General features: G+C 53.0%; 20 protein-coding genes and 1 riboswitch. Of the genes, 10 read left to right on the top strand and 10 right to left on the bottom strand.

Translation table 11 applies throughout. The annotated features are described in order from the left end of the window. The first annotated feature begins 219 nt into the window (after positions 1 to 219). The 9 genes from secE to dcuB all read left to right on the top strand — a co-directional run bounded on the left by secE (position 220) and on the right by dcuB (position 13934). Positions 220 to 603 (top strand): preprotein translocase subunit SecE, encoded by a 384-nt coding sequence (secE, locus tag ACOXYR_RS20440; protein ID WP_003862342.1) that lies wholly within the window; start codon positions 220 to 222, stop codon positions 601 to 603. Position 604: 1 nt separating this feature from the next. Beyond that, positions 605 to 1150 (top strand): transcription termination/antitermination protein NusG, encoded by a 546-nt coding sequence (nusG, locus tag ACOXYR_RS20435; protein ID WP_003862341.1) that lies wholly within the window; start codon positions 605 to 607, stop codon positions 1148 to 1150. A 155-nt stretch (positions 1151 to 1305) separates the two neighbouring features. After that, positions 1306 to 1734, top strand: a complete 429-nt coding sequence (rplK, locus tag ACOXYR_RS20430; RefSeq protein WP_015966392.1) for a 50S ribosomal protein L11 — start codon at positions 1306 to 1308, stop codon at positions 1732 to 1734. Between the two features lie 3 nt (positions 1735 to 1737). Further along, entirely contained in the window at positions 1738 to 2442 is a 705-nt protein-coding gene (gene rplA, locus ACOXYR_RS20425; protein WP_108477142.1) for a 50S ribosomal protein L1, read from the top strand. A gap of 296 nt (positions 2443 to 2738) precedes the next feature. Then, entirely contained in the window at positions 2739 to 3236 is a 498-nt protein-coding gene (gene rplJ / locus ACOXYR_RS20420; protein ID WP_038865708.1) for a 50S ribosomal protein L10, read from the top strand. A 66-nt stretch (positions 3237 to 3302) separates the two neighbouring features. Continuing rightward, positions 3303 to 3668 carry a 50S ribosomal protein L7/L12 gene (rplL, locus tag ACOXYR_RS20415; RefSeq protein ID WP_006176746.1) on the top strand — a complete coding sequence of 122 codons (366 nt, stop codon included), beginning with the start codon at positions 3303 to 3305 and terminating at the stop codon, positions 3666 to 3668. Between the two features lie 319 nt (positions 3669 to 3987). Next, complete coding sequence (rpoB, locus tag ACOXYR_RS20410; protein ID WP_015966389.1) at positions 3988 to 8016, top strand: DNA-directed RNA polymerase subunit beta; 4029 nt, start codon at positions 3988 to 3990, stop codon at positions 8014 to 8016. Positions 8017 to 8092: 76 nt separating this feature from the next. Then, entirely contained in the window at positions 8093 to 12316 is a 4224-nt protein-coding gene (gene rpoC, locus ACOXYR_RS20405; RefSeq protein ID WP_108477141.1) for a DNA-directed RNA polymerase subunit beta', read from the top strand. Positions 12317 to 12593: 277 nt separating this feature from the next. Then, complete coding sequence (dcuB, locus tag ACOXYR_RS20400; protein ID WP_108477140.1) at positions 12594 to 13934, top strand: anaerobic C4-dicarboxylate transporter DcuB; 1341 nt, start codon at positions 12594 to 12596, stop codon at positions 13932 to 13934. 43 nt (positions 13935 to 13977) lie between these two features. Here dcuB and ACOXYR_RS20395 read toward each other — a convergent pair whose 3' ends face one another. The 10 genes from ACOXYR_RS20395 to rsd form a co-directional block, all read right to left on the bottom strand. Further along, positions 13978 to 14286: a PTS lactose/cellobiose transporter subunit IIA gene (locus tag ACOXYR_RS20395; RefSeq protein ID WP_108477139.1), complete on the bottom strand. Its 309-nt coding sequence runs from the start codon at positions 14284 to 14286 to the stop codon at positions 13978 to 13980. A 6-nt stretch (positions 14287 to 14292) separates the two neighbouring features. Next, positions 14293 to 14598 (bottom strand): PTS sugar transporter subunit IIB, encoded by a 306-nt coding sequence (locus tag ACOXYR_RS20390; protein WP_108477138.1) that lies wholly within the window; start codon positions 14596 to 14598, stop codon positions 14293 to 14295. 181 nt (positions 14599 to 14779) lie between these two features. Beyond that, positions 14780 to 16321 carry a sensor domain-containing diguanylate cyclase gene (locus ACOXYR_RS20385; RefSeq protein WP_421356631.1) on the bottom strand — a complete coding sequence of 514 codons (1542 nt, stop codon included), beginning with the start codon at positions 16319 to 16321 and terminating at the stop codon, positions 14780 to 14782. Between the two features lie 304 nt (positions 16322 to 16625). After that, a complete protein-coding gene (gene thiH, locus ACOXYR_RS20380) occupies positions 16626 to 17756 on the bottom strand; it encodes a 2-iminoacetate synthase ThiH (protein ID WP_108477136.1) in 1131 nt (376 codons plus the stop codon). Beyond that, positions 17753 to 18523, bottom strand: a complete 771-nt coding sequence (thiG, locus tag ACOXYR_RS20375; protein ID WP_421356630.1) for a thiazole synthase — start codon at positions 18521 to 18523, stop codon at positions 17753 to 17755. Before thiG ends, thiH begins: the two co-directional genes overlap by 4 nt. Position 18524: 1 nt before the next feature. Continuing rightward, positions 18525 to 18725 (bottom strand): sulfur carrier protein ThiS, encoded by a 201-nt coding sequence (gene thiS, locus ACOXYR_RS20370; RefSeq protein WP_108477134.1) that lies wholly within the window; start codon positions 18723 to 18725, stop codon positions 18525 to 18527. Beyond that, positions 18709 to 19461: a HesA/MoeB/ThiF family protein gene (locus tag ACOXYR_RS20365; protein ID WP_415729165.1), complete on the bottom strand. Its 753-nt coding sequence runs from the start codon at positions 19459 to 19461 to the stop codon at positions 18709 to 18711. The genes thiS and ACOXYR_RS20365 overlap by 17 nt, the downstream gene beginning before the upstream one ends. Further along, positions 19454 to 20089, bottom strand: coding sequence for a thiamine phosphate synthase (gene thiE / locus ACOXYR_RS20360; RefSeq protein ID WP_421356629.1), 636 nt, complete (start codon positions 20087 to 20089; stop codon positions 19454 to 19456). Before thiE ends, ACOXYR_RS20365 begins: the two co-directional genes overlap by 8 nt. Continuing rightward, the gene (thiC, locus tag ACOXYR_RS20355) at positions 20089 to 21984 is read right to left on the bottom strand and encodes a phosphomethylpyrimidine synthase ThiC (RefSeq protein ID WP_421356628.1); all 1896 of its coding nucleotides are present in this window, start codon (positions 21982 to 21984) and stop codon (positions 20089 to 20091) included. The genes thiE and thiC overlap by 1 nt, the downstream gene beginning before the upstream one ends. A gap of 85 nt (positions 21985 to 22069) precedes the next feature. Next, a riboswitch (TPP riboswitch) is annotated at positions 22070 to 22179 on the bottom strand. Positions 22180 to 22229: 50 nt separating this feature from the next. Further along, positions 22230 to 22718, bottom strand: coding sequence for a sigma D regulator (gene rsd / locus ACOXYR_RS20350; RefSeq protein WP_108477130.1), 489 nt, complete (start codon positions 22716 to 22718; stop codon positions 22230 to 22232). A gap of 96 nt (positions 22719 to 22814) precedes the next feature. On the opposite strand from rsd, the gene nudC reads away from it, so the two are divergent. Beyond that, complete coding sequence (gene nudC, locus ACOXYR_RS20345; protein ID WP_108477129.1) at positions 22815 to 23588, top strand: NAD(+) diphosphatase; 774 nt, start codon at positions 22815 to 22817, stop codon at positions 23586 to 23588. The last annotated feature ends 4 nt before the right edge of the window (positions 23589 to 23592 follow it).

Raw genomic sequence — 23592 nt, 5'->3', positions numbered from 1 at the left:
GCTGATAACATTTGACGCAATGCGCAATAAAAGGGCATCATTTGATGCCCTTTTTGTACGCTTTCGAAGCAGAACCTGGCTCATCAGTGATTTTATTTGTCATAATCATTGCTGAGACAGGCTCTGAAGAGGGCGTTAGTCCGAAACTTACTTTCGGTTTGGATCGCCTCGCACCCGCGGGGTGAAAATGTTTGTAGAATTCTTCTGACAGGTTGGTTTATGAGTGCGAATACCGAAGCTCAAGGGAGCGGGCGCGGCCTGGAAGCGATGAAGTGGGTTGTGGTTGCGGTGCTGCTGATTGTAGCTATCGTCGGCAACTATCTTTATCGTGACATGATGCTGCCATTGCGCGCGCTGGCCGTAGTAATTCTTATTGCTGCAGCGGGTGGTGTCGCGCTGTTAACGACAAAAGGAAAAGCGACCGTTGCGTTTGCACGTGAAGCGCGTACTGAAGTTCGCAAGGTTATCTGGCCGACTCGCCAGGAAACACTGCATACTACGCTTATCGTTGCTGCGGTAACCGCGGTAATGTCGCTGATCCTGTGGGGACTGGATGGTATTCTGGTTCGCCTGGTCTCTTTTATCACTGGCCTGAGGTTCTAAGATGTCTGAAGCACCTAAAAAGCGCTGGTACGTCGTTCAGGCGTTTTCCGGTTTTGAAGGCCGCGTAGCCACGTCGCTGCGTGAGCACATCAAATTACACAACATGGAAGAGCTGTTTGGCGAAGTCATGGTTCCGACTGAAGAAGTCGTTGAAATCCGTGGCGGCCAGCGTCGCAAAAGCGAGCGCAAATTCTTCCCAGGTTACGTTCTGGTCCAGATGGTCATGAACGATGCGAGCTGGCACCTGGTGCGTAGCGTGCCACGCGTAATGGGCTTCATCGGCGGTACTTCTGACCGTCCGGCCCCGATCAGCGACAAAGAAGTCGATGCGATTATGAACCGCCTGCAGCAGGTTGGTGATAAGCCGCGTCCGAAAACGTTGTTTGAACCGGGTGAAATGGTTCGCGTTAACGATGGTCCGTTCGCTGACTTTAACGGCGTCGTTGAAGAAGTGGATTATGAGAAGTCTCGCCTGAAAGTTTCTGTTTCTATCTTCGGTCGTGCGACCCCGGTAGAACTGGACTTTGCACAGGTTGAAAAAGCGTAATACAGCGATCAAAAAAGCAGCGATTTAATCGTTGCATGAGGCGCGAAATTGGCATACAATTTCGCGCCTTTTGTTTTTATGGGCACTGCCCGTAAGACGATATACATCACGGGGAGCCTCATCGAGGCGCTATTACCCAATTAGAGGAAATTGCAATGGCTAAGAAAGTACAAGCCTACGTTAAGCTGCAGGTTGCAGCTGGTATGGCAAACCCGAGTCCGCCGGTTGGTCCAGCACTGGGTCAGCAGGGTGTGAACATCATGGAATTCTGCAAAGCGTTCAACGCAAAAACTGATTCCATCGAAAAAGGTCTGCCGATTCCGGTTGTTATCACCGTTTACGCTGACCGTTCTTTCACCTTCATCACCAAGACTCCGCCGGCTGCAGTTCTGCTGAAAAAAGCTGCTGGTATTAAGTCTGGTTCCGGTAAGCCGAACAAAGAGAAAGTAGGTAAAATTTCTCGCGCTCAGCTGCAGGAAATCGCGCAGACCAAAGCTGCCGACATGACTGGCGCCGACATTGAAGCGATGACTCGCTCCATTGAAGGTACTGCACGTTCCATGGGCCTGGTAGTGGAGGACTAAGAAATGGCTAAACTGACCAAGCGTATGCGCGTGATCCGTGAAAAAGTTGATGCAACTAAACAGTACGACATCAACGAAGCTATTGCTCTGCTGAAAGAGCTGGCCACTGCTAAATTCAACGAAAGCGTTGACGTTGCTGTTAACCTCGGCATCGACGCTCGTAAATCTGACCAGAACGTACGTGGTGCAACTGTACTGCCGCACGGTACTGGCCGTTCCGTTCGCGTAGCCGTATTTACCCAGGGCGCAAACGCTGAAGCTGCTAAAGCTGCAGGCGCTGAACTGGTAGGTATGGAAGATCTGGCTGACCAGATCAAAAAAGGCGAAATGAACTTCGACGTTGTTATTGCTTCCCCGGATGCAATGCGCGTTGTTGGCCAGCTGGGTCAGGTTCTGGGCCCGCGTGGCCTGATGCCAAACCCGAAAGTAGGTACTGTAACGCCGAACGTTGCTGAAGCGGTTAAGAACGCTAAAGCAGGCCAGATCCGTTACCGTAACGACAAAAACGGCATCATCCACACCACCATCGGTAAAGTGGACTTTGACGCTGACAAACTGAAAGAAAACCTGGAAGCTCTGCTGGTTGCGCTGAAAAAAGCAAAACCAACTCAGGCGAAAGGCGTGTACATCAAGAAAGTTAGCATCTCCACCACCATGGGTGCAGGTGTTGCAGTTGATCAGGCTGGCCTGAGCGCTGCTGCAAACTAATGCCTTTACGTGGGCGGTGATTTTGTCTACAATCTTACCCCCCACGTTTGCTAACAAAAGTTAGCGGCTAAAAGATTTGTTCGTTGGAGCCTGGCCTATCCAGGCCTCCGTCGAAGACCGCAGGAGTTTCGCAAGAAACTTAATCCCCTGCGTAGACGGTGACAGAACGCTAAGATTATTTTTTAAAGTACTCTTTGGCTTGTTTCTGCTCACCGTATTTAAGACGCTCTATCCGTTTGGAAGAGTGAAGTGAGTTCCAGGGCATGAGCCCTGGCAAACATCCAGGAGCAAAGCTAATGGCTTTAAATCTTCAAGACAAACAAGCGATTGTTGCTGAAGTCAGCGAAGTAGCCAAAGGCGCGCTGTCTGCAGTAGTTGCGGATTCCCGCGGCGTAACTGTAGACAAAATGACCGAACTGCGTAAAGCAGGTCGCGAAGCCGGCGTATACATGCGTGTTGTTCGTAACACCCTGCTGCGTCGTGCTGTTGAAGGTACTGCATTTGAGTGCCTGAAAGACGCGTTCGTTGGTCCGACCCTGATTGCATACTCTATGGAACACCCGGGCGCTGCTGCTCGTCTGTTCAAAGAGTTCGCGAAAGCGAATGCAAAATTTGAGGTCAAAGCTGCAGCCTTTGAAGGTGAGTTGATCCCGGCATCGCAAATCGATCGCCTGGCAACCCTGCCGACCTACGAAGAAGCAATTGCACGCCTGATGGCAACCATGAAAGAAGCTTCGGCTGGCAAACTGGTTCGCACTCTGGCTGCTGTTCGCGATGCGAAAGAAGCTGCTTAATCGCAGTTATCTTTATCAAGCACTCGCTTACGTATAAACTTATTCTGATTTTCAGGAACAATTTAAATGTCTATCACTAAAGATCAAATCATTGAAGCAGTTGCAGCTATGTCTGTAATGGACGTTGTAGAACTGATCTCTGCAATGGAAGAAAAATTCGGTGTTTCCGCTGCTGCTGCTGTAGCTGTAGCTGCTGGCCCGGCTGAAGCTGCTGAAGAAAAAACTGAATTCGACGTAATTCTGAAAGCTGCTGGCGCTAACAAAGTTGCTGTTATCAAAGCAGTACGTGGCGCAACTGGCCTGGGTCTGAAAGAAGCGAAAGACCTGGTTGAATCTGCTCCGGCCGCTCTGAAAGAAGGCGTGAGCAAAGACGACGCAGAAGCACTGAAAAAATCTCTGGAAGAAGCTGGCGCTGAAGTTGAAGTTAAATAAGCCAACCCTTCCGGTTGCAGCCTGAGTAATTAGGCTGATGGCTGGTGACTTTTTAGTCACCAGCCTTTTTGCGCTGTAAGGCGCCAGTAGCGTTTCACACTGTTTGACTACTGGTTGTCCTGACAATGCTTGTTTCTATCGACGACTTAATATACTGCGACAGGGTGCTCGCTCTGTGTAAATCGCAACGAAATGATTTAAGCGTGATAGCAACAAGCATTGCGGAAAGTATCCATTTTCCGGTCAACAAAATAGTGTTGCACAAACTGCCTTTCAATTGGGCAGATGGGTCGACTTGTCAGCGAGCTGAGGAACCCTAATGGTTTACTCCTATACCGAGAAAAAACGTATTCGTAAGGATTTTGGTAAACGTCCACAAGTACTGGATGTGCCTTATCTCCTTTCTATCCAGCTTGACTCGTTTCAGAAGTTCATCGAGCAAGATCCTGAAGGGCAGTATGGTCTGGAAGCCGCCTTCCGTTCCGTATTCCCGATTCAGAGCTACAGCGGTAATTCCGAGCTGCAATACGTCAGCTACCGCCTTGGCGAACCGGTGTTTGACGTCCAGGAATGTCAGATCCGTGGCGTGACCTATTCCGCACCGCTGCGCGTAAAACTGCGTCTGGTGATCTACGAGCGCGAAGCGCCGGAAGGCACCGTTAAGGACATTAAAGAACAAGAAGTCTACATGGGCGAAATTCCGCTCATGACTGACAATGGTACCTTTGTTATCAACGGTACTGAGCGTGTTATCGTTTCTCAGCTGCACCGTAGTCCGGGCGTCTTCTTTGACTCCGACAAAGGTAAAACCCACTCTTCGGGTAAAGTGCTGTATAACGCGCGCATCATTCCTTACCGTGGTTCCTGGCTGGACTTCGAATTCGATCCGAAGGACAACCTGTTCGTACGTATCGACCGTCGCCGTAAATTGCCTGCGACCATCATTCTGCGTGCCCTGAACTACACCACTGAGCAGATCCTTGACCTGTTCTTTGAAAAAGTTGTTTTCGAAATTCGCGACAACAAGCTGCAGATGGAACTGGTGCCGGAACGCCTGCGTGGTGAAACCGCATCCTTTGACATCGAAGCCAACGGCAAAGTGTATGTTGAAAAAGGCCGCCGTATTACTGCGCGCCACATTCGCCAGCTGGAAAAAGACGATATCAAACATATCGAAGTTCCGGTTGAGTACATTGCTGGCAAAGTTGCGTCTAAAGACTACGTTGACGAATCTACTGGCGAGCTGATCTGCCCGGCTAACATGGAGCTGAGCCTGGATCTGCTGGCTAAGCTGAGCCAGTCTGGCCACAAACGTATCGAAACGCTGTTCACCAACGATCTGGATCACGGCCCGTACATCTCTGAGACTGTACGCGTCGACCCAACCAACGATCGTCTGAGCGCGCTGGTAGAAATCTACCGCATGATGCGCCCGGGTGAGCCGCCGACTCGTGAAGCAGCTGAAAGCCTGTTTGAGAACCTGTTCTTCTCCGAAGACCGTTATGACCTGTCTGCGGTCGGTCGTATGAAGTTCAACCGTTCTCTGCTGCGTGACGAAATCGAAGGTTCCGGTATCCTGAGCAAAGAAGACATCATCGAAGTGATGAAAAAGCTCATTGATATCCGTAACGGTAAAGGCGAAGTCGATGATATCGACCACCTCGGTAACCGTCGTATCCGTTCCGTTGGCGAAATGGCGGAAAACCAGTTCCGCGTTGGCCTGGTACGTGTAGAGCGTGCGGTGAAAGAGCGTCTGTCTCTGGGCGATCTGGATACCCTGATGCCTCAGGATATGATCAACGCCAAACCGATTTCTGCAGCAGTGAAAGAGTTCTTCGGTTCCAGCCAGCTGTCTCAGTTTATGGACCAGAACAACCCACTGTCTGAGATTACGCACAAACGTCGTATCTCCGCACTCGGCCCAGGCGGTCTGACCCGTGAACGCGCAGGCTTCGAAGTTCGAGACGTACACCCGACTCACTACGGTCGCGTATGTCCAATCGAAACGCCTGAAGGTCCGAACATCGGTCTGATCAACTCCCTATCCGTGTACGCACAGACTAACGAATATGGCTTCCTTGAGACGCCGTATCGTAAAGTGACCGACGGTGTAGTAACTGATGAAATTCACTACCTGTCTGCTATCGAAGAAGGCAACTACGTTATTGCTCAGGCGAACTCCAACCTGGACGATGAAGGCCACTTCGTAGAAGACCTGGTAACTTGCCGTAGCAAAGGCGAATCCAGCTTGTTCAGCCGCGACCAGGTTGACTACATGGACGTATCCACCCAGCAGGTGGTATCCGTCGGTGCGTCCCTGATCCCGTTCCTGGAACACGATGACGCCAACCGTGCATTGATGGGTGCGAACATGCAACGTCAGGCGGTTCCGACCCTGCGCTCTGATAAGCCGCTGGTTGGTACCGGTATGGAACGTGCTGTTGCCGTTGACTCCGGTGTTACTGCAGTTGCTAAGCGTGGCGGTACCGTTCAGTACGTGGATGCTTCCCGTATCGTTATCAAAGTTAACGAAGACGAGATGTACCCGGGCGAAGCAGGTATCGACATCTATAACCTGACCAAATACACCCGTTCTAACCAGAACACCTGTATCAACCAGATGCCTTGCGTATCTCTGGGTGAGCCGGTTGATCGTGGTGATGTGCTGGCTGATGGCCCGTCTACCGACCTCGGTGAACTGGCGCTGGGTCAGAACATGCGCGTGGCATTCATGCCATGGAACGGTTACAACTTCGAAGACTCCATCCTCGTCTCCGAGCGTGTTGTTCAGGAAGACCGTTTCACCACTATCCACATTCAGGAACTGGCATGTGTGTCCCGTGACACCAAGCTGGGGCCGGAAGAGATCACCGCTGACATCCCGAACGTGGGTGAAGCTGCGCTCTCTAAACTGGATGAATCCGGTATCGTATACATCGGTGCAGAAGTGACCGGTGGCGACATTCTGGTTGGTAAGGTTACGCCAAAAGGTGAAACCCAACTGACCCCAGAAGAGAAGCTGCTGCGTGCAATCTTCGGTGAGAAAGCGTCTGACGTTAAAGACTCTTCTCTGCGTGTACCGAACAGTGTGTCGGGTACCGTTATCGACGTTCAGGTCTTTACTCGCGATGGCGTGGAAAAAGACAAACGTGCGCTGGAAATCGAAGAAATGCAGCTCAAACAGGCGAAGAAAGACCTGTCTGAAGAACTGCAGATCCTCGAAGCTGGCCTGTTTAGCCGTATCTACGCTGTGTTGGTTGCCGGTGGCGTTGAAGCTGAGAAGCTCGACAAACTGCCTCGCGATCGCTGGCTGGAACTCGGCCTGACCGACGAAGAGAAACAAAATCAGCTGGAACAGCTGGCTGAGCAGTATGACGAACTGAAACACGAGTTCGAGAAAAAACTCGAAGCGAAACGCCGTAAAATCACTCAAGGCGACGATCTGGCACCGGGCGTGCTGAAAATCGTCAAGGTATACCTGGCCGTTAAACGCCGTATCCAGCCTGGTGACAAAATGGCAGGTCGTCACGGTAACAAGGGTGTAATTTCTAAGATCAACCCGATCGAAGATATGCCGCACGATGCTAACGGTACGCCGGTAGATATCGTACTGAACCCGCTGGGCGTACCGTCTCGTATGAACATCGGTCAGATCCTTGAAACCCACCTGGGTATGGCTGCGAAAGGTATCGGCGATAAGATCAACGCCATGCTGAAACAGCAGCAGGAAGTCGCGAAACTGCGCGAATTCATCCAGCGTGCGTACGATCTGGGCGCTGACGTTCGTCAGAAAGTTGACCTGAACACCTTCAGCGATGAAGAAGTTCTGCGTCTGGCTGAGAACCTGCGTAAAGGTATGCCGATCGCAACGCCGGTCTTCGATGGTGCGAAAGAGTCTGAAATCAAAGAGCTGTTGCAGCTGGGTGGCTTGCCGACTTCCGGTCAGATCACACTGTTCGACGGCCGTACGGGTGAGCAGTTCGAGCGTCAGGTAACCGTCGGTTACATGTACATGCTGAAACTGAACCACCTGGTTGATGACAAAATGCACGCGCGTTCTACTGGTTCTTACAGCCTGGTTACTCAGCAGCCGCTGGGTGGTAAGGCGCAGTTCGGTGGTCAGCGCTTCGGGGAGATGGAAGTGTGGGCGCTGGAAGCATATGGCGCGGCATACACCCTGCAGGAAATGCTCACCGTTAAGTCTGATGACGTGAATGGCCGTACGAAGATGTATAAAAACATCGTAGACGGTAACCATCAGATGGAACCGGGCATGCCGGAATCCTTCAACGTACTGTTGAAAGAGATCCGTTCGCTGGGTATCAACATCGAGCTGGAAGACGAGTAACTCTCGCTCAAACAGGTCACTGGTGCTGGCGTAACAGCCAGCACCAGATTGTGCTAACTCCGACGGGAGCAAATCCGTGAAAGATTTATTAAAGTTTCTGAAAGCGCAGACTAAAACCGAAGAGTTTGATGCGATCAAAATTGCTCTGGCCTCGCCAGACATGATCCGTTCATGGTCTTTCGGTGAAGTTAAAAAGCCGGAAACCATTAACTACCGTACGTTCAAACCTGAGCGTGACGGCCTTTTCTGCGCCCGTATCTTTGGGCCGGTAAAAGACTACGAGTGCCTGTGCGGTAAGTACAAGCGCCTGAAACACCGTGGTGTGATCTGTGAGAAGTGCGGCGTTGAAGTGACCCAGACCAAAGTACGCCGTGAGCGTATGGGCCACATCGAGCTGGCGTCTCCGACTGCGCACATCTGGTTCCTGAAATCTCTGCCGTCCCGTATCGGCCTGCTGCTCGATATGCCGCTGCGTGATATCGAACGTGTTCTGTACTTCGAATCCTATGTGGTTATCGAAGGCGGTATGACGAACCTGGAACGTAACCAGATTCTGACCGAAGAACAGTATCTGGACGCGCTGGAAGAGTTCGGTGACGAATTCGACGCGAAGATGGGTGCGGAAGCTATTCAGGCCCTGCTGAAAAGCATGGATCTGGAGCAAGAGTGTGAAACTCTGCGTGAAGAGCTGAACGAAACCAACTCCGAAACCAAGCGTAAAAAGCTGACCAAGCGTATTAAACTGCTGGAAGCGTTCGTTCAGTCTGGTAACAAACCAGAGTGGATGATCCTGACCGTTCTGCCGGTACTGCCGCCAGATCTGCGTCCGCTGGTTCCGCTGGATGGTGGTCGTTTCGCGACTTCTGACCTGAACGATCTGTATCGTCGCGTCATTAACCGTAACAACCGTCTGAAACGTCTGCTGGATCTGGCCGCGCCGGACATTATCGTACGCAACGAAAAACGTATGCTGCAGGAAGCGGTTGATGCCCTGCTGGATAACGGTCGTCGCGGTCGTGCGATCACCGGTTCTAACAAACGTCCTCTGAAATCTTTGGCCGACATGATCAAAGGTAAGCAGGGTCGTTTCCGTCAGAACCTGCTCGGTAAGCGTGTTGACTACTCCGGTCGTTCTGTAATCACCGTAGGCCCATACCTGCGTCTGCATCAGTGCGGTCTGCCGAAGAAAATGGCGCTGGAGCTGTTCAAACCGTTCATCTACGGCAAGCTGGAGCTGCGTGGTCTTGCTACCACCATCAAAGCTGCGAAGAAAATGGTTGAGCGCGAAGAAGCTGTCGTTTGGGATATCCTGGACGAAGTTATCCGCGAACACCCGGTTATGCTGAACCGTGCACCAACACTGCACCGTCTGGGTATCCAGGCATTCGAACCGGTTCTGATCGAAGGTAAAGCAATTCAGCTGCACCCGCTGGTTTGTGCGGCATATAACGCCGACTTCGATGGTGACCAGATGGCTGTTCACGTACCGCTGACGCTGGAAGCCCAGCTGGAAGCGCGTGCGCTGATGATGTCTACCAACAACATTCTGTCACCTGCGAACGGCGAGCCAATCATCGTTCCGTCTCAGGACGTTGTATTGGGTCTGTACTACATGACCCGTGACTGTGTTAACGCCAAAGGCGAAGGCATGGTGCTGACTGGCCCGAAAGAAGCAGAGCGTATTTATCGCGCTGGCCTGGCCTCTCTGCATGCGCGCGTTAAAGTGCGTATCACCGAATATGAAAAAGATGAAAACGGCGAGTTCGTTGCTAAAACCAGCCTGAAAGACACGACCATTGGCCGTGCCATTCTGTGGATGATCGTACCTAAAGGTCTGCCGTTCAGCATCGTGAACCAGGCACTGGGTAAGAAAGCTATCTCCAAAATGCTGAACACCTGCTACCGTATTCTGGGCCTGAAACCGACCGTTATTTTTGCAGACCAGACGATGTACACCGGCTTTGCTTATGCAGCGCGTTCAGGTGCATCCGTTGGTATCGATGACATGGTCATCCCAGAGAAAAAATACGAGATTATCAGCGAAGCGGAAGCCGAAGTTGCTGAGATCCAGGAACAGTTCCAGTCTGGTCTGGTAACCGCGGGCGAACGCTATAACAAAGTTATCGATATCTGGGCTGCGGCGAACGATCGTGTATCCAAAGCGATGATGGATAACCTGCAAACTGAAACCGTGATTAACCGTGACGGTCAGGAAGAGCAGCAGGTTTCCTTCAACAGCATCTACATGATGGCCGACTCCGGTGCACGTGGTTCTGCGGCACAGATTCGTCAGCTGGCGGGTATGCGTGGTCTGATGGCTAAGCCAGATGGCTCCATCATCGAAACGCCAATCACCGCGAACTTCCGTGAAGGTCTGAACGTACTCCAGTACTTCATCTCAACTCACGGTGCGCGTAAAGGTCTGGCGGATACCGCACTGAAGACAGCGAACTCCGGTTACCTGACTCGTCGTCTGGTCGACGTGGCGCAGGACCTGGTGGTTACTGAAGACGATTGTGGCACGCTGGAAGGCATCACCATGACCCCGGTTATCGAGGGTGGTGACGTTAAAGAGCCGCTGCGCGATCGCGTACTGGGTCGTGTAACCGCTGAAGACGTTCTGAAGCCGGGTACCGCGGACATTCTGGTTCCACGTAACACGCTGTTGCACGAGCACTGGTGTGATCTGCTGGAAGAGAACTCCGTTGACTCCGTCAAAGTGCGTTCTGTTGTATCCTGTGACACCGACTTTGGTGTATGTGCGCACTGCTACGGTCGTGACCTGGCGCGTGGCCACATCATCAACAAAGGTGAAGCTATCGGCGTTATCGCGGCACAGTCCATCGGTGAGCCGGGTACACAGCTGACCATGCGTACGTTCCACATCGGTGGTGCGGCATCGCGTGCGGCTGCTGAATCCAGCATCCAGGTGAAAAACAAAGGTAGCATCAAGCTCAGCAACGCGAAATCGGTTGTGAACTCCAGCGGTAAACTGGTTATCACTTCTCGTAACACCGAGCTGAAACTGATCGACGAATTCGGTCGTACCAAAGAAAGCTATAAAGTGCCTTACGGTTCTGTTATGGCGAAAGGTGATGGCGAACAGGTTGCCGGCGGCGAAACCGTTGCAAACTGGGATCCACACACCATGCCAGTTATCACCGAAGTAAGCGGTTTTGTTCGCTTCACTGACATGATCGACGGCCAGACCATTACTCGTCAAACTGATGAGTTGACCGGTCTGTCTTCTCTGGTGGTTCTGGATTCAGCTGAACGTACTACCGGTGGTAAAGATCTGCGTCCGGCACTGAAAATCGTTGATGCTCAGGGTAACGACGTTCTGATCCCTGGCACCGATATGCCTGCGCAGTACTTCCTGCCGGGTAAAGCGATTGTTCAGCTGGAAGATGGCATCCAGATCAGTTCTGGTGACACCCTGGCCCGTGTTCCGCAGGAATCTGGCGGTACCAAGGATATTACCGGTGGTCTGCCACGCGTTGCGGATCTGTTCGAAGCTCGTCGTCCGAAAGAGCCGGCAATCCTGGCTGAAATCAGCGGCATCATTTCCTTCGGTAAAGAAACCAAAGGTAAACGTCGTCTGGTTATCACCCCGGTAGACGGTAGCGAACCGTACGAAGAGATGATTCCGAAATGGCGTCAGCTCAACGTGTTCGAAGGTGAACGTGTAGAACGTGGTGACGTGGTTTCCGACGGTCCGGAAGCACCGCATGACATTCTGCGTCTGCGTGGTGTTCATGCTGTGACTCGTTACATCGTTAACGAAGTCCAGGACGTATACCGTCTGCAGGGCGTTAAGATTAACGATAAACACATCGAAGTTATCGTTCGTCAGATGCTGCGTAAAGCCACCATCGAAAACGCAGGTAGCTCCGACTTCCTGGAAGGCGAACAGGTTGAATACTCTCGCGTTAAGATCGCTAACCGCGAACTGGAAGCGAACGGCAAAGTGGGCGCAACGTTCTCCCGCGATCTGCTGGGTATCACCAAAGCGTCTCTGGCAACCGAGTCCTTTATCTCTGCGGCATCGTTCCAGGAGACCACTCGTGTCCTGACCGAAGCAGCCGTTGCGGGCAAACGCGACGAACTGCGTGGCCTGAAAGAGAACGTTATCGTAGGTCGTCTGATCCCGGCGGGTACCGGTTATGCGTACCACCAGGATCGTATTCGCCGCCGTGCAGCAGGTGAAGTACCTGCTACTCAGCAGGTGAGTGCGGAAGAAGCATCTGCCAGCCTTGCAGAACTGCTGAACGCAGGCCTGGGCGGTTCCGATAACGAGTAATCGTTAAGGTAGCGCTTAAAAAGCCAGTCGGGTTCCCGGCTGGCTTTTTTTATATCTGTCAAAAATCAATGGCTAAAAATTCTACGCATATCAAAAAACCACATTTATAAAGTGGATATAGTCAAAGCATCTTAGTAATCAAATAAATGATTTTTACACCCGGCACCGTCGTGTCGGGCGGGTTTTGTTGCCCTGAAAAAGTCGAAGGAGGAAAGGTAAAACAATAATCAGTGCACGACAAAATAGCGGATATTAACGGACAGGATTTGGGGGATGCATGGAATTTGCTATACAACTCATTATCATCTTAATTTGTTTATTCTACGGCGCACGGAAAGGCGGTATTGCGCTGGGCCTCCTGGGCGGCATCGGACTGGTTATTCTGGTCTTTGTTTTTCATCTTCAGCCAGGAAAACCGCCTGTCGATGTGATGCTGGTGATTATTGCTGTGGTGGCCGCTTCGGCAACGCTTCAGGCATCTGGCGGCTTAGATGTGATGCTGCAAATTGCCGAAAAACTTCTGCGACGTAATCCAAAGTATGTCTCTATTGTTGCGCCTTTCGTGACCTGCACGCTAACCATTCTCTGTGGTACCGGACATGTGGTGTATACCATTTTGCCGATCATCTACGATGTGGCGATCAAAAATAATATCAGGCCTGAACGTCCAATGGCGGCAAGTTCTATCGGCGCGCAGATGGGCATTATAGCCAGCCCGGTCTCCGTTGCCGTGGTCTCATTAGTGGCGATGCTTGGTAATTTCACCTTTAACGGTAAGCATCTTGAATTCCTCGATCTGTTATCCATTACCATTCCCTCAACGCTGCTTGGCATTCTGGCGATTGGTATTTTTAGCTGGTTCCGCGGGAAGGATTTAGATAAAGACCCGACCTTCCAGGCGTTTATTGCCGTACCGGAAAACCGTCACTATGTGTACGGCGATACGGCGACGTTGTTGGATAAAAAACTGCCCACCAGTAACTGGGTAGCGATGTGGATCTTCCTGGCATCCATTGCGGTTGTGGCACTACTGGGGGCGTTCTCTGAACTTCGCCCGGCCTTTGACGGCAAGCCATTGTCGATGGTGCTGGTCATCCAGATGTTTATGCTGCTTTCCGGTGCGCTGATTATCATCATCACCAAAACCAATCCGGCGTCGATTTCCAAAAATGAAGTCTTCCGTTCCGGGATGATTGCGATTGTTGCGGTGTACGGTATCGCCTGGATGGCGGAGACCATGTTCGGTGCACACATGTCTGAAATTAAGGGCGTGTTAGGCGAAATGGTGAAAGAGTACCCATGGGCCTATGCAATTGTGCTGCTGCTGGTCTCGAAATTCGTGAACTCTCAGGCGGCAGCGCTGGCGGCGATTGTTCCTGTTGCACTGGCGATTGGCGTGGATCCCGCGTATATCGTGGCCTCAGCGCCTGCCTGCTACGGTTATTATATTTTGCCAACCTATCCCAGCGACCTGGCGGCAATTCAGTTCGACCGTTCAGGTACCACGCATATTGGTCGCTTCGTGATTAACCACAGCTTTATTCTGCCGGGCTTAATTGGCGTGAGTGTCTCGTGCGTATTTGGCTGGGTATTCGCCGGGCTGTACGGTTTTCTGTAATAAAAAAGCAGGTGCCGTAAGGCACCTGCTCTAATGCGTCTGATTAGGCGGTGCGACGATAGAGTTCGATCATATCCGTCGCTAAATCCTGAATCACCATAGCGTTCATCAGATGATCCTGAGAGTGAACGGTGATCAAGTTAACCGGTAATTTACCGGTGCCTTCATCCAGACCAATAAGCTGTGTCTGAATGGTATGTGCATGCTTCACGTAGTCGTGTGACTCCGCCATCGCTTTTTCTGAACCGGCGAAATCGCCTTTGCGTGCCAGCTGTAACGCGGTTAATGCGGCACTACGTGCTGCGCCAGCGTTAACCAGCAGCTCCATAATGGTGGTTTCCAAATCTTCCATGCCAGCTTACTCCATCAGTTTGAGGGCTTTTTCCAGAACGGCATCACCTTTCATCATGCCGTAATCCATCATGTCGATAACCGCCACTTTTTTGCCCAGCGGATCGGCCTGCGCCTGCAGCTTAGCTTGCTCATACTTGACCTGAGGGCCAAGCAGAATGATGTCGGCTTCATTAAGATTGTCTTTGAATTCCGCGACCGGCACAGCTTTGATGGAAACCTCAATACCTTTCTTCTGAGCCGCGTCTTTCATACGTTGAACCAGCATACTGGTGGACATACCTGCAGCACAGCATAAAACGATGTTCTTCATAATTCGCCCTCATGTTCCTTGATGTCACATCTTTATCGCGGGAGAGAGGGTTCAACAACTGCTTTGCGGCGATTGTGTGTAAGCCATCACAAAGAAAGGCTGAAAAAACTGAAACCGGTTACATTTTTGCTGGTGGGGTAAAAAAAGCCCACGGCTGTGGGCTTATTCAGAGGGAGGGAGATCAGGACACGGTCGTGCGCAAAATCCGGTTTTTCCCCTGCTGCTTTGCTTTATACAGCGCTTCGTCAACGCTAACAATCAACTGCTCCAGCGATTCCATATTCCATTCGCCCAGCCCACCGCTGAAGGTCACGGTGAGCCCCTCTTCACGCCACGTACGTTGAGCGACTTTCTCACGCCAGTTTTCCAGCAGAGTGCGAGCGGAATCAATATGCGTTGCCGGGAAGATAACGGCAAACTCCTCGCCACCATAGCGATAAATCGAAATCTCATGCGGTTGCAGAATCTGTAACCCTTCGCGTGCGACGTTACGCAGTACAATATCGCCGTTAAGGTGCCCCCAGGTATCATTGATTGATTTGAAATTATCAACATCGACCAGTGCCAGTGCGAACGGTTGGTGATCGTTCATCAAGGCGGCAATGTCTCTATCAAAGGCCCGACGATTTTTACAGCCGGTCAGTGCATCGATCGTTGCCTGGCGAACGTAGGCCATTTCTCGCTCTTTATTGGTTTCAATGGCTTTGCTTAACATCGCTTCAAGCCTTGGCGCGCGGTTAACATCGCCGGTTTTGATGGCATTGATGATGTTCATTAACACGGAACGCGAGGCGTGGCGCAAATAGAGACCGAAGACGATGATGACAAAGGCGGCTACAGCAAATCCCCAGGCCACAATTACCGTCTCGTGATGGGCGAGGTCGGCGAGCGTACGGTCAGACACTTTGTAAATGACGAACCAGTCCGGGTTAGTGAATGAGTAATAGTAGAGCCAGGTTTTGCTCTTCCCGTCGTGTATTTCCCCTTCCGCGTTGGTCATTTGGTCCATCAGTTTTTCAGGCACCATATTACTGAACAGGCGGGTGGTATCCGGGTGAAGCACCGCCTTACCATTACGATTAACCACAAAAAATTCCCCGCTGACCGGCGATTGCATTTGTCGCAGGGTGTAGCTCATTGACGGTAAATCCAGATGAAATGCCAGTGTTCCTTTCAATTTTCCATCCGGAGAAACGACAGGCTTGGCCATCGTGATGGTGGTTTCGCGGGTAAAGAAATCGGTATACGGCTGCGTGTATCGAGAAAACAGCCCGGAATCGCCCTGAGCGCGGAACCAGGGGCGTTTGGTGGCATCAAACTCACTGCTGTCAGATGACGCCATCACCTGCGGGACGCGCAAATAATTCCCATGAGGATCGGCGACAGAAATAGACGTTACTGTTGGCATTAGCGCCAGCAGATGCATCATGAGCTCGGTGCCTTTCTCCGGATCGCGATTGACGACATTGTCCAGCTGTTCATTGTTCGATAAAAACGCCGTCGCGCGGCTTAAAATATAATCATCTTCGCGCAGGATAGATTCCATGTAATTCACCGCCATATTGTGGGTGAAGTTACGATTGATATGGTGGTAATCCTCAATGATATCTTTACGCTGATTAAGCATCACCAGGGTTGCAATGACCAGAAAGCTCAAAAGGATACCAGCGAAACTGATGATTATCGGTGTAGTAAACGACAGTTTCCTGCTATGAGTACTCATAACGTTTTCTTCGTTCCAGAAGGTGAATGGCAAAAGTATAAGGGGCCAGGAGGTGTTGTGCGGCGATATAAAAAACTTATGCTTTCCTTATTGTTTATAGGGTAATCAAATCAGAGACGCAAAAATAGTTGCCGATTATCTTAAAAGCGTAGGGGAGGCAGGGCGGAAGAGGAAGGAAGAGCCGCCCTGGTCAACATCCTGCTGACGAGGGCTAGCGTATTCCGCCACGTGCTATTCAACAACGCGCAAAGTGAGGCTCTGCGAGGCTCTTCGCAGAGAAAATCATGCCCTTACATCACTCTCTTCAGGGTTGCGAGGCGCGTCCCAGCCAGCCGTCCCAGTCTTTCCACACCGGCTGTAAACCACGCTCGCGCAGGGCATCCGCCACGGCTTCCGGCCTGCGTGCATCGTGTGGAGAAAATTGCTCCAGTTCAGGATGATCGTCCGCATAACCGCCCGGCTGCGTTTTGGAAAAAGCGCTCACATTGTTAATTGCCAGCGGGATCACGTTGTCGCGGAACCACGGCGATTCACGGGTGGAGAGCGACAGCTCAATGTCCGGCGAGAAAAGGCGAAACGCGCAGATCACCTGCACCAGTTGCTTTTCATCCATCAATGACGCTGGCTCAATACCGCCCGCGCAGGGGCGTAGGCGCGGGAAGGAGATCGAGTAGCGGCTTTGCCAGTAGTGGTGCTGAAGCCACAGCAAATGCTCGGCCACCATAAAGCAATCCACCCGCCAGCTGTCTGACAGACCAATCAGCGCGCCGAGGCCAATTTTATCAATACCCGCCTGGCCCAGGCGATCCGGCGTATCCAGCCGCCAGAAGAAATCCTGCTTTTTGCCTTTCAGATGATGATGGGCGTACTGCGCCTCGTGGTAGGTTTCCTGATAAACCATTACCCCGTCCAGCCCCAGCGTTTTCAGTTCAGCGTACTCTTCGGTTGAGAGCGGCTGCACCTCCATCTGTAGCGATGAAAACTGGCTGCGTATGGCGGGAAGATGGCGGCGAAAATAATCCATCCCGACTTTACTCTGATGCTCGCCGGTTACCAGCAGCAGGTGCTCGAAATTCATTGCGCGGATAGCCGCACATTCACGGGCGATTTCGGCCTCATCCAACGTCTTACGCTTGATGCGGTTGCTCATGGAAAAACCGCAGTAGGTACAGTCGTTGGCGCACAGGTTCGAAAGATACAGCGGCACGTAAAAACTGACGGTGTTGCCGAAGCGCTGGCGGGTAAGTTGTTGCGCCCGTTGCGCCAGGGGTTCGAGATAATCGGCAGCAGCAGGTGAGAGCAGCGCCATCATATCGTCACGCGTAAGATGGCGGGCGGCCAGCGCGCGTTCAACGTCGGCCGCGGTTTTACTGCTGATTTTCAGGCGCAGATCGTCCCAGTTGAGTTCACGCCAGCGATCGCTGAAGGTGTTCATGCGCTGGCCTCCAGGAAACCGGTTAATGGGCTGGTGGCGACAGCGTGCGCGCGTCGTGCACCCGGAACGGCCTGTCGGGCCAGGATACCGGCATCAACCGCCATACGAAACGCGTGCGCCATCATCACAGGATCATCGGCGACGGCAATGGCAGTATTCACCAGCACCGCGTCGGCGCCCATCTCCAGTGCCTGTGCTGCGTGGCTTGGTACGCCAATTCCCGCATCGACCACCACCGGTACATTTGCCTGAGCGATGATAATCTCTAACATCGCGCGGGTTTCCAGCCCCTGATTCGAACCGATCGGCGCACCCAGCGGCATCACGGCGGCACAACCCACTTCTTCAAGACGCTTACACAGCACCGGGTCTGCGCCACAGTACGGCAACACCACAAAACCTTCCTTGACCAGCAATTCAGCGGCTTTCAGGGTTTCGATAGGATCGGGCAACAGCCAGCGTGCGTCGGGATGAATTTCCAGTTTCAGCCAGTTTGTGCCCAGCGCTTCCCGGGCTAATTGCGCGGCGAAGACCGCTTCTTCCGCCGTTTTTGCGCCGGAGGTATTCGGCAGCAGCGTCACGCCCGCTTCACGCAGCGGTTCCAGAATGGCATCGTTATTCTGGCGTAAATCGACGCGCTTCATTGCCAGCGTGACAAGCTGGCTGCCCGATGCGCGAATGGCATCGACCATCACCTTTGATGATGCAAATTTTCCGGTACCCGTAAATAAATGGGAATCAAAGTTTTTATCGGCAATGCGTAACATGTCAGCCCCCGGCTATAACCTGAAAAAGCAGGATTCGATCGCCGTCCTGCACAATGTGATGTTCCCAACGCTCGCGCGGCAGGATTTGTTGATTGAGCGCCAGCGCGACGCCCGGCTTTAACTGTTCAAGCTGCGTGAGCAGGGCAGTGACGGAGAGCCCTTCAGCGCACGGCATCGGTTCATCATTAAAGTGAATCTGCATGGCGACCTCCGCAAACCGGGCAGTCCACCGCGCGATGCAGCGCCAGGTTTCGCCACTGGTGCGCGCGTGCGTCAAACAGGCGCAGGGTATTGCCGGTGGGCATGCCGCTTAATAGCTTGATAGCTTCCAGCGCCTGCAGTGTACCCATGACTCCCACTACCGGGCCGACTACGCCCGCCGTTCGGCAGTTGCGTTCCGGTTCGGCATCGTCAGGCCACAAGCAACGGTAACAACCTTGCGTCCACGGCGGCGTCAGTACCATCATCTGCCCGCCAAATCCCACCGCGCTGGCGGTAATCAGCGCCGTGTTCTGCGCCACACAGGCCGCGTTTATTGCCTGGCGCGTCGCCATGTTATCGGTGCAATCGAGCACCAGATCCGCATCCTGCACCGCCTGTCTGAGCGTGTCGCCCGCCAGCCGCTGCGAAAGTGTGACGAGGGTAATATCCGGGTTCAATTCCGCCAGCCGCGCACGCGTGGCCTCTGCTTTTGGACGGGCGATGTCGTGCGTGGAAAAGGCAATCTGACGATGCAGATTACTCAGGTGTACTTCGTCGTCATCGGCCAGCACCAGCGTGCCGACGCCCGCACCGGCAAGATACAACGCCGCAGGCGCGCCTAAGCCGCCCAGCCCGACGATAAGCACCCGGCTGGCGAGCAGTTTTTGCTGGCCCTCCACGGCGATATCTTCCAAGAGCATCTGGCGGCTGTAGCGCATAAAATCGCGATCATTCATCGCCCACTCCTGCCAGAGCCAGCAGTTTCGCGGTGGCGTCGCGCCAGTCTGCGGCCTGCGTAATCGCGCTCACGACAGCGATGCTGCCAACGCCTGTCGCCAGTACCGCCGGGGCGCGTTCAAGGCTAATGCCGCCAATGGCAACGGTGGGATAATCGTCCAGGCGTTTAATATGCGCGGCGAGCTGTTCCAGTCCCTGCGGCGCGGAGGGCATCTGCTTGGTTTGCGTTGCGAACACGTGACCCAGCGCGATATAAGAAGGCTGTGCCGCCAGCGCCATGTCGATTTCCATATCATCGTGGGTCGATACACCAAGGCGTAAATTGGCCGCGCGAATCGCCTTGAGATCGGTGGTTTCCAGGTCTTCCTGCCCCAGATGCACACCATAAGCCTGGTGTTTAATCGCCAGACGCCAGTAGTCGTTGATAAACAGACGCGCGTGATAACGACGACCGAGTTCAATCGCGGCAACCACATCAGCCTCTACCTCGTCGTCGCGTTTGTCTTTGATACGCAACTGGATCGTGCGTACGCCCGCTTCCAGCAAACGCGCAATCCACTCCACGCTATCGACAACCGGGTAGAGTCCTAAACGGAAAGGAACCGGGGGAAAATGGGGCTGATACATTATAAGTTCTCCTGAGGGATATAGAGTTCGCCACCCCGGGCGCGAAACTGACCGGACATTTCGTTCATCCCGGCCTCTGCGGCCTGTTTCGCCGCGTAATCGCGCACTTCCTGGGTGATTTTCATGGAGCAGAATTTGGGCCCGCACATTGAGCAGAAATGGGCAACTTTGCCTGACTCCTGCGGCAATGTTTCATCGTGATACGCGCGGGCGGTGAAAGGGTCGAGCGCCAGGTTGAACTGATCTTCCCAGCGGAATTCAAAGCGTGCTTTCGACATGGCGTTATCGCGAATCTGCGCGCCGGGGTGGCCCTTAGCCAGGTCGGCTGCGTGGGCGGCAATCTTGTAGGTAATAAGGCCTTGCTTCACATCTTCTTTGTTAGGCAGGCCGAGGTGCTCTTTTGGTGTGACGTAGCACAGCATCGCGCAGCCGAACCAGCCAATCATTGCTGCACCAATCCCGGAGGTAAAATGGTCGTAGCCTGGCGCAATATCGGTGGTGAGTGGCCCCAGAGTGTAAAACGGCGCTTCGTGGCAGTGCTCCAGTTCCTCGGTCATATTGCGACGAATCATCTGCATTGGCACGTGGCCCGGGCCTTCAATCATCACCTGCACGTCATACTCCCAGGCAATTTTGGTCAGCTCGCCCAACGTGTGCAGCTCCGCGAACTGTGCTTCATCGTTGGCGTCCTGAATAGAACCGGGGCGCAGGCCGTCGCCCAGTGACAGCGACACATCATAGGCGGCGCAGATTTCACAGATTTCGCGGAAGTGTTGATAAAGGAAGTTTTCCTGATGATGTGAGAGGCACCATTTCGCCATAATCGAGCCACCGCGCGACACAATACCGGTCAGGCGTTTTGCGGTCATCGGCACGTAACGCAGCAGCACACCCGCGTGGATGGTGAAGTAGTCGACCCCTTGCTCGGCCTGTTCCAGCAACGTATCGCGGAAGGCTTCCCAGCTCAGATCTTCTGCGATCCCGTTAACCTTCTCCAGCGCCTGGTAGATCGGTACGGTGCCAATCGGTACCGGGCTGTTACGCAGGATCCACTCGCGTGTTTCGTGGATATAGCGGCCCGTGGAGAGGTCCATCACCGTGTCGGCGCCCCAACGGGTTGCCCACACCAGTTTTTCCACCTCTTCTTCGATGGAAGAGGTGACGGCCGAGTTACCGATATTGGCGTTCACCTTCACCAGAAAGTTGCGCCCGATAATCATCGGTTCTGATTCCGGATGGTTAATATTCGCCGGGATAATCGCCCGACCTGCCGCCACCTCGGCACGGACAAACTCAGGTGTGATATTTTGCGGTAGCAGTGTGTCGAAACTTTGCCCTGGATGCTGCTGGCGCAACACTCCGCTACGAATACGCTCGCGCCCCATATTTTCGCGCAGGGCGATAAATTCCATCTCCGGGGTGATTACCCCCCGACGAGCATAATGGAGTTGAGTGACGCGCTTACCGGGGCGTGCGCGTTTTGGCGTCAGCAAACCGGTGAAGCGCAGTTCGTCGAGGAATTCATCCGCGAGGCGGGCCTGAGTATACGCGGAGCTGCGCGTTGTTAAGGTTTCGCTATCGGCGCGCGCGTCAATCCATGGTTGGCGCAGTTTTGCCAGGCCCTGGCGGACATCAATTTTTTCTGCCGGGTCGCCATAGGGGCCTGAGGTGTCATACACCGGAATCGCTTCGTTCTCTTCGTACTGCGGATTATCCTCAGTGCCGCCGATTAATGTGGGGCTAAGCTGAATTTCGCGCATTGGCACGCGTACGCCAGGCTGGGTACCTGCGAGATAAATACGGTGTGAGTGAGGGAAAGCGGTGCCTTCCAGAGTATCAATAAAGCGTTGAGCCTGTTCGCGTTGTTCGCGGCGAGTGAGTGTTGTAGTAGACATAGCGCATACCAGGTAAAAAGGATATGGCTTGTCAGACGACGGATGGAGTAATGGATGCACAGCGCCCGTGAAGGCAGAGGCATAATGCTGAATTACTCTTGTTCCCTTCGCAGGTATTAGCCTGATCAGGTTCCGCGGATCCCGAATTAACGGTCTCAGCCTGTGTTTTCACACGTGGCACTCCGACAAGATGTAGCCCCACAAATGAGGCGATGAATGTAAACTACGCGTTAATGCGTAAAATCTCAAGCGGGACGTTTGATCCCGGCGTTATTGTGCATCGCATCCAGTACGAGCATGATGAGCTTATCTTCGAGCACAAAACGTGCCTCCAGCGCTTCACCGATATCCGACAATGCTTGTTGAAATTCAAAACAATTATCGTGATCGATGGCTGTCTCCAGGCTCGAGTCGTAGTAGTCCATAATCTGCTGGGTATTGGCTTCCAGCTTTGGCCAGATTTTGGTGGCCGTTAAAAGCGCGGCGTCGCCTTCCAATTTATGCAAAATGCGTTCATAAATACTGAAGTGGCAGGAGGAGAGGTAGTCCACCAGTCGCTGACAAAAATCATCCAGTGCTTTTTCATTCAGCCGTATAAACGATTCTTTGCCAGGCTTAATACCAATCAGGTTGGAATAGGCGATAAGCAATTGCTTGCGAATGTTTAGCCAGCGGTCGACCAGTTTGTTACTGCCTCCAACATGCTCCGTCAGGCTTTCGAGCTGGTTTAACATGTGATTGACTCCGCACAAGTGGGTTTAAAGACTGCGCACTAAGATGTAACGATAATGTAAATAACATGCCAGTGAAGCAAAGGTAGTGCAATAGATATGGATCGTATAATTGAAAAATTAGACATCGGCTGGTGGGTCGTCAGCCATGAACAAAAATTGTGGTTGCCGGGCGGAGAATTACCCTGGGGTGAAGCGGGGAATTTCGATCTTGCGGGCCAACGTGCGCTGTTGATTGGGGAGTGGCAAGGCTCACCGGTGTGGCTGATTCAGCAACAGCGCCGCCATGATATGGGCTCGCTGCGGCAAATTCTCGACCAGGACGTGGGGTTGTTCCAGCTCGCCGGGCGTGGTGTACAACTGGCGGAGTTTTACCGCTCACATAAATTCTGCGGCTATTGCGGGCATACGATGCACCCCAGCAAAACTGAATGGGCGATGCTCTGCGACCACTGCCGTCAACGTTATTATCCGCAAATCGCACCCTGCATTATCGTTGCCATCCGTCGCGATGACACCATTCTGCTGGCACAACATACGCGTCATCGCAACGGCGTGCACACCGTGCTGGCCGGGTTCGTCGAAGTGGGCGAAACGCTGGAACAGGCCGTCGCGCGCGAAGTTATGGAAGAGAGCAGTATAAAAATCAAAAACCTGCGTTATGTTACCTCCCAACCGTGGCCGTTCCCGCAATCACTGATGACCGCATTTATGGCCGAGTATGACAGCGGCGAGATCGTGATCGACCCCAAAGAGCTGCTGGAAGCCAACTGGTATCGCTATGACGATTTACCGTTACTGCCGCCGCCGGGAACCGTTGCACGTCGACTCATTGAAGATACTGTCGCACTCTGCCGGGCAGAGTATGAGTGACACT

Source organism: Pseudocitrobacter faecalis (genome assembly GCF_965231525.1).
In the GTDB taxonomy this organism is placed as follows: Bacteria; Pseudomonadota; Gammaproteobacteria; order Enterobacterales; family Enterobacteriaceae; genus Pseudocitrobacter; species Pseudocitrobacter faecalis.
Note: the sequence above shows the minus strand (reverse complement) of the source record. Positions and strands in the feature narration are given on the sequence as shown.